Genomic DNA, 12129 nt, shown 5'->3' with positions numbered 1-12129 from the left:
TTTATTGCTCCTCACCTACAGTGGTACAGATGCCCTTTCCCTGCAGAACGTCAACAAGCGCGTTCTGGGCGTGGATGGAAAAGACAACGATCGGAATGTTATTCTCGCGGCTAAGCGAAATCGCGGATGCATCCATAACCTTAAGGTCCTGGGTCAGAACATCCATGTAGCTCAGGCTTTCGTAGCGCACAGCAGATGGATCTTTCTTGGGGTCAGCGTTATAAACACCGTCAACCTGTGTGCCCTTCAGGAGAGCATTGCAGTTCATTTCGGCGGCCCGCAGCGCTGCAGCTGTATCAGTTGTAAAGAAAGGATTTCCAGTGCCCGCAGCAAAAATTACTACACGACCCTTTTCCAAATGGCGGATTGCACGGCGACGAATGTACGGCTCGCTTACACTTGCCATTGGGATAGCCGACAGCACCCTCGTATCGACGCCAGCCTTTTCAAGCGCGTTTTGAAGCGCCAGGGCATTCATTACAGTGGCCAACATGCCCATATAGTCCGCAGTGGACCGGTCCAAGCCTTCGGCAGCACCTTTGAGGCCACGGAAAATGTTTCCTCCCCCAACGACAACACAGACCTCTGTACCGATCTCACGCGCCTGCTTGATTTCGCGCGAAACACGCGCAGCGGTTTCTGGGTCGATGCCGTAACTACCGCCGCCCATCAGCGCTTCACCAGACAATTTTAGCAATACACGCTTATATTTAGGCCCACTGGACATCGCCTGAACTCTCCCCTACGCCATTCAGCCCGCCGCAGCTTATCCGCTTGGGCATGTAATGGCTACCGTAGTTTTATCTAAATTTATTCCGAGACTTAAGCAGAAATTACCTAAATCTATTTTTGCTCATAAAAAAGCCCAGGAGAGACCTCCTGGGCTTCCAACCACTCATACTGTGTTGGCTTAAACGCCAGCAGCAGCGGCAACTTCTGCGGCGAAGTCGTCTTCTTTCTTCTCCAGCCCCTCACCCATCTCAACGCGGGCATAAGCAGTGAGTTCAATAGAGGTGCCAGCTTCTTTAGCAGCTTTCGCGATAACGTCGGAAACCTTGCTTTCACCGTCCATTACAAACACCTGATTGAGAAGAACAACTTCCTCATAGTATTTGCGCATGCGGCCCACGATCATCTTTTCGATGATTTCCATTGGCTTGCCTGATTCTTTAGCTTTCTCGATCTGAACTTGTTTTTCACGCTCTACAAGCTCTGGGTCAAGATCGGCTTCAGAAAGTGACGCTGGGTTGGCGGCTGCCACATGCATGGCCAGCTGCTTGCCGAGATTAGCGAGAACTTCCTCAGACGCCTCAGACTGCAGTGCAACAAGAACAGCGATCTTGCCCATGCCATCAGTAACAGCGTTATGAACATATGTCGCAACAAGGCCGTTCTCGACCTCAAGTACAAACGCGCGGCGGATGTTCATGTTTTCACCGATAGTGGCGATATTGTCGGTCAGCACTTCACCTACAGGCTTGGTTTTGCCTGGGTATGTGGAAGCTTTGATAGCTTCTACGTCTGTACCAACTTCCAGAGCAACACCAGCGAGATCACCAACAAACTGTTGGAACTTGTCATTGCGTGCAACGAAGTCTGTTTCTGAGTTGATTTCAATCGCAGCGGCTTTTGTGCCTGCAGCTTTTACAGCCACGAGGCCTTCGGCAGCTACGCGACCAGATTTTTTCGCAGCAGCAGCAAGGCCTTTGGTACGGAGCCAATCAACAGCGGCTTCCAAGTCACCGTCATTTTCTGCCAGTGCTTTTTTACAATCCATCATGCCTGCGCCAGATTGTTCGCGCAGTTCTTTTACGAGAGCGGCGGTAATTTGTGCCATTGGTATTCCCCTTACAGCCCAGATGTAGGCCTAAGTGTAGATAACATGGTGCCCCCGGTACGCGCACAGCCTACCGAGAGCATTAAATGAGAAATGTTACTCTGCAGTTGCAGCTTTAGCTGCTTTTTTCGCAGGAGCTTTTGCAGCTTTAGCAGGCGCGGCTTCTTTGGCAGTAGCTGCCTCTTTAGTAGGTGCAACTTCTTCTGTAGGAGCAGCTTCTTCAGCTGGTGCAGGCTCTTCAGCAACAGCGGCTTCTTCAACCGGGGCTTCAGAGGCACCAAGATCAACGCCCTGTGCTGTAAGTTCAGCCTGAATACCGTCAAGAGCGGCTTCAGCAACAAGATCACAATAAAGACGGATCGCACGGGTCGCATCATCGTTACCAGGGATCGGATAGTCAACACCATCAGGCTTACAGTTGGTGTCGATCACGCCAACAACGGGAATGCCAAGACGGTTAGCTTCCGCAATCGCCAGGTCATCGCCAATAACGTCAACAATAACGAGGATGTCTGGAAGACCGCCCATGTCCTGAATACCGCCAAGGGAAAGTTCAAGCTTGTCACGCTGACGTGTAAGCTGCAGAGTTTCTTTCTTGGTAAGACCAGTGTGCTCTTGGTTGAGCTGCTCATCCAACTGCTTCAGGCGCTTGATGGACTGGCTGATAGTTTGCCAGTTTGTCATCATGCCGCCGAGCCAGCGGTGATTTACATAATACTGTCCACAACGCTTCGCAGCTTCTGCAATGATTGGTGAAGCTTGACGCTTTGTACCAACAAAGAGAACACGACCACCACCAGCCACTACGTCACGAATAGCTTGCAGTGCGCGTGTCATGTAAGGAACTGTTTGTGAAAGGTCTACGATATGAACACCGTTACGCTCGCCGAAGATAAACGGCGCCATTTTCGGGTTCCAACGGTGGGTCTGGTGACCAAAGTGTACGCCTGCTTCGAGAAGCGCGCGCATATCGACTTGCGGCATTGCCATAATACTACTCCTTTTCCGGTTAAGCCTCCGTGGAGTGTGCGCCGCAACCCATGAATTTGGGTTTCGACACCGGATGGCGCCTTACCAACACAGTAAGTAGCCTACCCCACGTGTGAAGTCGCGGCTCGTATAGGCCTGTTTCCAAGGAATATCAAGGCTTATTTTGGCGGGCGCCTGCTTCAACCGCTAATTCTTTCTCTGTAGCGGAAGTTACGCCGAACCCGGCAGCCTTTTCGATCTCGAGTTTAACACCCGCTGCGCTCATATTCACGACCGGCAAGGTACGCACTACGGGAGAACGCCGAGCTTGTTGTATCGCCCCCGCCGCGGTGCTAGCTCGCGCCAACTTCATTAGGTTGAGCCGTGTCGGGAACATCAGCGGTACTTTGTTTTCTTCCCAGTCGCTCAGCACCTTCCTTGGGCTCACCCATCTCAGCGATACCGCCTCGTTACCATCATGCTGCGCAACCTGACCATTGTGCTCCGCCAGATAAAAATGGGTATCAAACCGCCGAGGCAAGGGCTCCGGCGTTACCCAGTGAGCAAATGGCACCATATTCGCGATATCAAGTTTTCCGCCAGAGTAGCGAACCAGATCAGCAAACGGCAGACCTGCGTATAAGGTTTGCCGACGCGGCCGATCGATCTGTAGCACGCCAGCTTCCTCGTATAGCTCCCTGAGCGCCGCTACCCTATAGCTGAAGTCACGAAAGACACCCCGTCCTGTAGTGATACCTTGCCAGCGCCAATTCTGCTGGTCAGCCGAGTCAACCTTCCCGCCCGGAAAAACAAACGCTCCCGGTGCAAATTTCATGGTTTTTGCGCGCTCGATCATCAGAACCTCGACGCCACCCATACCGTCTCTGACAAGCATTATGGAAGAAGCTGGAAGCGCTTTGACATACCTACCGGGTTTATCAGGCATCACACTTCCTCCACCGACAGAACACCAATCTCTGCGGCTACAGCCTGCTTAAGCTCCGGTGTAATTTTATAACGGCCGCTTAGGCGGAATTCAGCGAAGCGGCTACTGTCAGACACTGGAACGCGTATCGTAACCTTGCCTTTGCCTCCCGATTTACGGTCAAGCGTTGATTTGATCGGGACAAACGCCTTGCTTTCCTCAATTTCGATAAACAGGCCTTTGCTTGACTGCGAGGCTACCGTTTCCAAGCTCTCAATACCCCGACAAGAGAGACCAACCGTGTCATCGTCATCCCGTTTCCGGATCTGGACAGAGACAACAACTGGCGCCCCCTCCTCCACCAACGCACGAATACCGTCAAGGTCATCCTCAAACGCCATAATCTCAAAAGCATCTGACCTGTCCGACAGTGTAAGCCTACCAAACCGACTGCCACGTTTGGTGTTACCCTCACGATAGCCAGCAATGGCACCCGCCATTCGCACAGTTTGGCCAACCAAGCCGGGATCGTGATATACCTCACGTGCCGGAATGATCCGCTCACGCTCAAGTATAGTTTCATAGGCATCTAGCGGATGGGCCGATATATAAAACCCGACAGCATTTTTCTCGCTCTCGAGCTGCTCGGTGTCTGTCCAGGCGCGCACTGTCGGCAAACTGGGACGGTCAACAGCCTTTGCCATCTCGCCACCAAAGAGGCTTACCTGATCACTCTCACGCTCCTTAGCTTGCATTTGGGCCAGGCGCATCACAATGTCTGCGGCGGCATATGCCTGCGCACGATTTTCAAGCAAGCAGTCAAAGGCACCGGCAGCGGCCAAACGCTCCATCTGACGTTTGTTCAGAAGCCTGGGATCAACTCTTTCTGCGAAATCAAAAATATCCTTGAATTCACCGTTTGCTTTCCGCTCGGCAACGATGGTTTCCATGGCCTTTTCGCCAACACCCTTGATGGCTCCAAGTGCATATCGCACACCCTGGTTAAACCTGGGGTCCTCTTCTTCGCAATAAGCCTCATCAACTTTCTCAACAACGAAAGCCACGTCAGAACGATTGATGTTGGGAAGCAGCAGCGGAATTTCTGCGCGCTGCAATTCTTGTTTGAACGCCGCGAGTTTGTCGGTATTCCCCATATCAAGTGTCATGATCGCAGCCATGAACTCCACAGGATAATTCGCTTTCAGAAAGGCTGTATGATAGGCAACCAGTGCATATGCGGCCGCATGAGACTTGTTAAATCCATAGCTCGCAAATTTAGTAACCAGATCAAAGATATAGCTGGCTTTCTCTGCGTCGATGCCGCGTTCAACGGCGCCATCACAAAAACGGCCGCGCTGTTTATCCATCTCCGCCTGAATTTTTTTACCCATCGCGCGACGCAGGATGTCGGCTTCCCCCAAACTGTAGCCAGACATAACCTGCGCGATCTGCATCACTTGTTCCTGATAGATGATCACGCCGTAAGTTTCAGACAGTATTTCTTCCAGAATTGGATGCGGATATTCCACCTTCTCCCGGCCGTGTTTTCGGTTCACGTATGTCGGGATGTTGTCCATCGGGCCGGGGCGATAGAGCGCCACGATAGCGATAATGTCTTCAAATTTATCTGGACGCAGGCCCTTCAGGACCGAGCGCATGCCCGTACTCTCAAGCTGGAACACACCCGCTGCATCACCGGCTGCCAACAGTTTGTATGATGGGCCATCGTCCAGCGGCACTGCTGGGAGGTCGATTTCAATGCCGCGCTCCCTGATATAGTCCACAGCACGGTCGAGAACCGTCAGCGTTTTGAGGCCAAGAAAGTCAAACTTCACCAGCCCCGCAAGCTCCACCCATTTCATATTGAACTGGGTAACCGGCATGTCAGATTTTGGGTCCCGGTAAAGCGGCACCAACTGGTCGAGTGGTCTATCGCCAATTACAACGCCCGCAGCATGGGTAGAGGAATGCGCGTAGAAACCCTCAAGCTTCAGCGCTCGCTCCATCACTCTGCGGGTCAGTTCATCGCTATTGATCTCGCTCTGCAGCCTGGGTTCGCTGTCGATTGCTTCGCGGAGCGTCATGGCATTGCCTGGGTCGTTCGGGATCATTTTGGATAGGCGGTCGGTCTGGCCGTGTGGTTGCTGCATCACGCGCCCACAGGCTTTGACAACCGCACGGGCTTGCAGCTTTCCAAAGGTAATAATCTGTGCCACCCGGTCGTAACCGTATTTATCCTGCACGTAGCGGATCACCTGTTCCCGCTTGTCCTGGCAAAAGTCAACGTCAAAGTCAGGCATGGACACACGCTCTGGGTTCAGGAAGCGTTCAAAGAGCAGCGAGAAACGCAAAGGATCGAGGTCTGTGATCTTCAGAACCCAGGCCACAACAGAACCCGCGCCAGAACCCCGCCCCGGCCCCACAGGGATATCGTTATCCTTGGCCCACTGGATAAAATCGGCAACGATCAGGAAGTAGCCGGGAAAGCCCATCTGGTTAATGATCCCTAACTCATAATCAAGCCGATCCCAGTACTCCTTTTCCCACTCTTCATCCTGACCTGCGACAAGGCCCTCCTCCCTAGCCTTGAAGTCCAGCCTCTCGCGTAGGCCTTTAATAGACTCGTCGCGAAGCATGTCTGCCTCAGAGACGTCCATGCCGCTGGTGAAGTTCGGTAACAGAGGATCAATCTTGTCGACTTTATAGGCGCACCTAATTGATATATTTATTGTATTTTCAATAGCTTCAGGAATGTCATTAAAGAGATTTATCATCTCTTCCGCGCTTTTGAACCTGAACTCAGGGTTCAGTTTCCGTCGGTCCTGCACCGCCACATACGTACTTTCCGCCATGCAGAGCAACGCATCGTGGGGCTCATACATATCCGGCCCTACAAAGAAGGGCTGATTAGTCGCAACGATTGGCAGGCTGTGGGTGTAGGCGAAATCCAAGAAGTCTTCTTCTGTGGCCTCTTCCTCTTTCAAGCCGTGGCGTGCAATCTCGACATAAAGCCGATCAGCAAACAGCGCTTTCAAATCAAGAAGACACTTTTCAGCATCGTCCCTATTGCCTTCCAGAAGAAGAGCCCCCACCGGGCCCGTAATACCAGCTGTCAGGCAAATTACCCCTTCGGTCAGGCCCTCAAAGGCTGAAAATGGAAACTGCACCCCTTCCTGAACATCACTTTCCAAGTGAGCCTTGGAAACAATCTTCATCAAGTTGCGATAACCAGCGTCAGATTGCGCCAGAAGCACCAACTGGTCAGGTTTCGCCGCGCGCTTTCCTTTTGCCTGATGGTCCTTATAGGGATTTCGCACATGAAGCGTCACGCCAATGATCGCCTGCACACCAGCTTCTGTCGCATAGCTCGAAAATTCGAGCGCCGCAAACATGTTGTCAGTATCCGTCATCGCAACGGCTGGCATCTTATGCCCAACACACTGCTTTACGAGGTCCTTGACGTGTATGGCTCCTTCAGAAAGCGAATAAGCAGTGTGCACGCGAAGATGCACGAAATCAGCGTGGCTCATGTGCCATTAACTCCAAACAGGTGGTTTTAGGTGCCCCAGGCGCCCATCATAGCGCCAATCGCCATCATGCTGAGCGTGATATTTCCCATATGGATCAGGAAATGGCGGATAGATTTGCTTTCAAAGGCATAGTTCGCAAATGTGCTGCCGCCGATAATCAGCACAGACAAGATGAGCCCAACCTTTAAGCCGCCCATCCAGCCGCCGCCGGCAAAACCGGGCATAGATAGCACAAACGCCAAACCGAAGCTCATGAACAGAGAGGCCACAAAGCTCATCAACATTGCTTTCATTGGATTGTTGGACGCTTGTTTGAGCTCCTCCGCCGTCAAGCCCATCTCTGCCATCCAGGCTTTACCTGCTATCGGACCATACCAAACACTGCCAATAGCCATGTAGATGACACCGCCAAGCAACACTGCGATCCAATTGATATCTGAAAGATTTTCCATAAGTCCCTCCCCTAGGAAATACTCTTCAGACTACCCCGACTGAGCGTCATACTCAAGTATCGTGGAGGGTCCCTTCCCGTAGGGTCATGCGCCAGTCCATTTTGGCGGCCAGGGTGGTATCATGGGTTGCGATGAGCGCCGAAAGGCCACGCTCCCGGACAAGCTCGACGAACAGATCAAATACGCGCCCTGCGGTGCTTTCATCCAGATTTCCCGTAGGCTCGTCAGCCAGCAACAGCATCGGATTTCCGACAAGCGCTCGAGCAATCGCTACTCGCTGCTGCTCACCACCTGAAAGCTCACTTGGCGTGTGCTCAAGGCGCTCCTCGAGCCCAACGCGCACCAATATTTCCTGCGCGCGTTCATTTGCTGCTTTTTCCGCGACGCCACCAATTCTGAGTGCCATAGCCACGTTCTCAACAGCCGTGAAATCAGGAAGCAAGTGATGGAACTGATACACAAAGCCAAGCTGGCTCTGCCGAAGGCCCGAGCGCGCGTCATCCTTCAGGCTCGTTGCATCATTGCCGCCAATATAAACTGTTCCCGCATCTGTTGGGTCCAGCAAGCCAGATATCTGCAGCAATGTAGACTTGCCTGAGCCTGAAGCCCCAACCAGCCCAACCAATTCTCCAGCCTTGATGGTAAGGTCAATGCCCTTTAGGACTTCGACAACCTTATGGCCCTGCCGGAATGATTTCTCGATACCTGCAAGCTTTAGCACTGGATTACTCATAACGCAGTACCTCCACAGGATCGATTTTGGCGGCACGGCGGGCTGGAATAATCGTGGCGATAAAGGACAGTAGAAGTGCGAGTCCGACAGTAAGCCCTGCTTCAGTTAAATTCACCTCGGCCCGAAGGTTGGTGATAAACCTCACGGACGGGTCCCACATATTCAGACCAAAAGCGCGTTCGATAAAGGCCTTGATTGCTTCAATATTGGCAATAATAAGCCAGGACAGCAGGCTGCCGAAGATAATGCCAGCAGACCCAACAAACAGTCCGATGGTCACAAAAATGCGCTTAATAGACGCTTGCGTAGCACCGATGGTGCGCAGAATTGCTATGTCTGGGGCTTTGTCTTTTACCAGCATGAACAGGCTGGAAGAAATATTGAACACCGCAACGAGGATGATCAGCCCCACTATAAGGAACATCATCACGCGTTCGGTCTGAAGCGCACCAACCAGACTTTGGTTTAGCGACCGCCAGGATCGAACATACGCCCGCTCACCAACGATCTCAGCGATCACTGGGCCAACAGTGTCTACCGCCTCGGGCTCGGTCAACATCAGTTCAATATTCGCAACCGCTCCTTCAAGGCGAAAGAAACGTTGAGCTTCCTCAAGCGGCATGCCGATAAAGCTTTCATCAAACTGATAAACGCCAATTTCTACCACTGCTGCAACGGGATAGGATAAATATCGTAGCGTGGAACCAAACGGTGTGGGCACTGACTTCGGGCTCACAATCGTCACCCTGTCACCCGCCGTCACGCGTAGCTTGTTGGCCAACTGGTATCCCAGGACAAGGCCGTTTGCTTCCACTACATTGCCCAACTTCCCAGCCTTCACGCCCACAAGGCCAAGTTTTTCCACGCTGAAGAAGTCGTTCGGCAAACCTCGTACGATTGCACCCCAAGCTTCACCTTCATTAGTGACCATGACCTGATTTTCACTGAAGGGCATTATTTTGGTAACGCCCTTCGTGTCCTTCAGATCATCAATAATCTGCTCATAGCCGGAAAGCTTGCCGCCATACCCTTGAATCAGGATATGACCATGATAACCAAGGATTTTATCCATCAACTCAGCGCGGAAGCCATTCATAACAGCCATCACAACGATGAGCGCTGTCACGCCTAGCGCGATAGCTGTTACAGAAAGCACAGCGGTTACAGAGATCACCCGGTCTCGTTTTCTGGCCAGCATATACCGCATGGCTACAGACCACTCAAATCCCCGTGCTATCACCGCTACCTCCTTGTAAGCCCTTTAAGCGCTGAGCATCGCTACAGCGTCCTCGGGCGAGAGTTCGACCCGCTCGCCCGTTTTCCTGTTTTTAAGCTCAACAATGCCATTTTTAAGGCCTCGAGGCCCTATCGCCAACTGCCAGGGCAAACCGATCAGGTCCATGTTGGCGAATTTCGCGCCTGCACTTTGATCGCGGTCATCATAAAGCACGTCAACACCTGCTGTGCTGAGTTCCGCATACATTTTGTCGCAGGCCGTAGTACACTCGTCATCTTTTGTTCGCAGGTTCATCAAACCAACCTTGAACGGCGCCACAGATTCTGGCCAAATAATGCCATTCTCGTCATGGCAAGCCTCGATTATTGCACCCGCGAGACGCGACACCCCAACACCATAGGAACCCATCTGCACAACCGCTGTTTCGCCATCAGGACCTTGGACTGCAGCATTCAAAGGTTTGGAGTATTTCTCCCCGAAAAAGAAGATATGCCCAACTTCAATACCGCGGCCTGTCACAAGCTTGCTGACATCTACCGGGCAGTTATCCGCATCATGGATTTCATCCGTCGCCGCATACATGCTCGTCCATTCGTCAACAATCGGCTGCAGATCAGCATCGGCTTCGGCATCAATCATTGGGTCTAGGCCATCAAAGCCCGCGTCGAAGAAAACCTCGCTTTCGCCAGTATCGGCAAGAACGATGAACTCATGGCTCAAATCACCCCCAATTGGCCCAGTATCAGCCCGCATCGGTATTGCCTTCAGACCAAGCCGCGCAAAGGTGCGCAGGTATGCCACAAACATGGAGTTATATGACTTAACACCGTCTTCTTCCGTCAGGTCGAAGCTATAAGCGTCTTTCATTAGAAACTCACGGCCCCGCATCACGCCGAAACGAGGACGAATCTCATCTCTGAACTTCCACTGAATATGATAGAGGTTTTTGGGTAAGTCTCGGTAAGACTTGATCTCACGACGGAAAATATCGGTGATCATTTCTTCATTTGTTGGGCCATACAACATTTGCCGGCCATGACGGTCTTCGATGCGAAGCATTTCCTTGCCATAGTCGTCGTATCGCCCACTCTCAATCCACAAATCAGCAGATTGGATTGTGGGCATGAGTACTTCCTGCGCACCCGCACGGTCCTGCTCTTCCCGGACAATCTTTTCGATCTTTTTAAGAACTTTGAGACCCAATGGCAGCCAGCTGTATATGCCAGCCGCACCCTGCCGGATCATGCCCGCCCGCAGCATCAAGCGGTGAGACGCAATTTGTGCCTCAGCAGGGGTTTCTTTCAAGGTTGGCAGGAAATAGCGGCTTAGGCGCATGGCTTACTCATATATGCTTGTTGGTTGATCAATTTGCCTGTGTCGATAGAGTCTTTCACGCCACGGGCTCTTCGCTTCTTTTGCCGGGGGGCGTCCGGAATAGCAACGGCTTTCTTAAATTTCACAGATACAGCGCGCAATATTTGAACCCAAATGCGCAATTTAAAGGTGCACTGCGCGCTCATTGTTGCACGGCTGCAACATTCCACACAAACAAACACAATATGTTGTGTTGATTGTCTCTAATTTGATGACAGCTCGCCGGGCTTTACATAGCTTCAGTGGTGCGCAGAGCTGAACGGTTCACGCCTTACGTGGCCCACGCTCAGGGAGGACTTTGCGTTATAAATATAGCGGGCTCGAGAAAAGTTGCCTGTTAATTAATTAGGAAAAGCAGGGCTCAACAGCCTTGCTTTTTCAATTTAGGCCTGTGCGATATTGAGCGGCTATGAACGTGGTGTTCTGAACGTGATGAGCTCTGATGTCGCCAGGAAATAATACGCCACAGTCAGTACCAACGCGATCACCGTGGTGATCAGGATTTTCTTTTTCAGGTTTGGGTTAACTGGCGCACCTGGGTCAACGCCCTCAACCTCTTGCACATTGCTCTCGCTTTGAGAGCGAATACCAATCGGCAACATGCAGAAAAACACCATCCACCATGCAATAACATAAACGAGAATGACCGTTGCAATATTCATGGTCTACACTTCCTCAATTTCAACAAGCGTGCCGCAGAAGTCCTTGGGGTGCAGGAAAAGTACAGGCTTCCCGTGCGCGCCAGTTTTCGGTTCACCGTCCCCCAATACGCGGGCACCCTCCTCCTTCAACTTGTCTCGTGCTGCAATGATATCTTCAACCTCGTAACATATATGATGCATGCCACCGGATGGATTATTCACCAGGAATTTCGCGATTGGCGACCCCTCGCCTAACGGATGCAAAAGCTCAATCTTGGTATTGGGAAGTTCGATGAAGACCGTCGTCACCCCGTGATCTGGAAGATCAACAGGGTCAGTTACCTTAGCGCCGAGCGTATCCCTATAGGTGGCTGCCGCAGCCGCAAGGTCAGGCACTACAATAGCCACATGGTTGAGCCGTCCGATCATTT

The 12129-nt window shown here is 52.0% G+C and carries 11 protein-coding genes; all 11 read right to left on the bottom strand.

The window, feature by feature from the left end; all coding sequences use genetic code 11:
* Position 1: 1 nt before the first annotated feature.
* Positions 2-727: a UMP kinase gene (gene pyrH, locus ACOOGA_RS18825; protein ID WP_417461736.1), complete on the bottom strand. Its 726-nt coding sequence runs from the start codon at positions 725-727 to the stop codon at positions 2-4.
* Between the two features lie 183 nt (positions 728-910).
* A complete protein-coding gene (tsf, locus tag ACOOGA_RS18820) occupies positions 911-1837 on the bottom strand; it encodes a translation elongation factor Ts (RefSeq protein WP_417461737.1) in 927 nt (308 codons plus the stop codon).
* Between the two features lie 96 nt (positions 1838-1933).
* Complete coding sequence (gene rpsB, locus ACOOGA_RS18815; protein ID WP_417461738.1) at positions 1934-2827, bottom strand: 30S ribosomal protein S2; 894 nt, start codon at positions 2825-2827, stop codon at positions 1934-1936.
* A gap of 151 nt (positions 2828-2978) precedes the next feature.
* On the bottom strand, positions 2979-3752 hold the full coding sequence (locus tag ACOOGA_RS18810) for an NUDIX hydrolase (protein ID WP_417461739.1): 774 nt from the start codon (positions 3750-3752) through the stop codon (positions 2979-2981).
* A complete protein-coding gene (gene dnaE / locus ACOOGA_RS18805; RefSeq protein WP_417461740.1) occupies positions 3752-7261 on the bottom strand; it encodes a DNA polymerase III subunit alpha in 3510 nt (1169 codons plus the stop codon). The genes ACOOGA_RS18810 and dnaE overlap by 1 nt, the downstream gene beginning before the upstream one ends.
* Before the next feature lie 26 nt (positions 7262-7287).
* The gene (locus ACOOGA_RS18800) at positions 7288-7713 is read right to left on the bottom strand and encodes a DUF1761 domain-containing protein (protein WP_417461741.1); all 426 of its coding nucleotides are present in this window, start codon (positions 7711-7713) and stop codon (positions 7288-7290) included.
* Between the two features lie 52 nt (positions 7714-7765).
* The gene (locus ACOOGA_RS18795; RefSeq protein ID WP_417461742.1) at positions 7766-8446 is read right to left on the bottom strand and encodes an ABC transporter ATP-binding protein; all 681 of its coding nucleotides are present in this window, start codon (positions 8444-8446) and stop codon (positions 7766-7768) included.
* A complete protein-coding gene (locus tag ACOOGA_RS18790; protein ID WP_417461743.1) occupies positions 8439-9686 on the bottom strand; it encodes a lipoprotein-releasing ABC transporter permease subunit in 1248 nt (415 codons plus the stop codon). The genes ACOOGA_RS18795 and ACOOGA_RS18790 overlap by 8 nt, the downstream gene beginning before the upstream one ends.
* A 21-nt stretch (positions 9687-9707) precedes the next feature.
* Positions 9708-11018: a proline--tRNA ligase gene (gene proS / locus ACOOGA_RS18785; protein WP_417461744.1), complete on the bottom strand. Its 1311-nt coding sequence runs from the start codon at positions 11016-11018 to the stop codon at positions 9708-9710.
* Positions 11019-11464: 446 nt separating this feature from the next.
* Entirely contained in the window at positions 11465-11719 is a 255-nt protein-coding gene (locus ACOOGA_RS18780; protein ID WP_417461745.1) for a DUF1467 family protein, read from the bottom strand.
* 3 nt (positions 11720-11722) lie between these two features.
* Entirely contained in the window at positions 11723-12127 is a 405-nt protein-coding gene (mce, locus tag ACOOGA_RS18775; protein ID WP_417461746.1) for a methylmalonyl-CoA epimerase, read from the bottom strand.
* Positions 12128-12129: the final 2 nt, after the last annotated feature.

The organism is Kordiimonas sp. (assembly GCF_965216265.1).
Taxonomy (GTDB): domain Bacteria; phylum Pseudomonadota; class Alphaproteobacteria; order Sphingomonadales; family Kordiimonadaceae; genus Kordiimonas.
The sequence above is the reverse complement of the archived record's forward strand: the minus strand, read 5'-3'. Positions and strand labels throughout refer to the sequence as shown.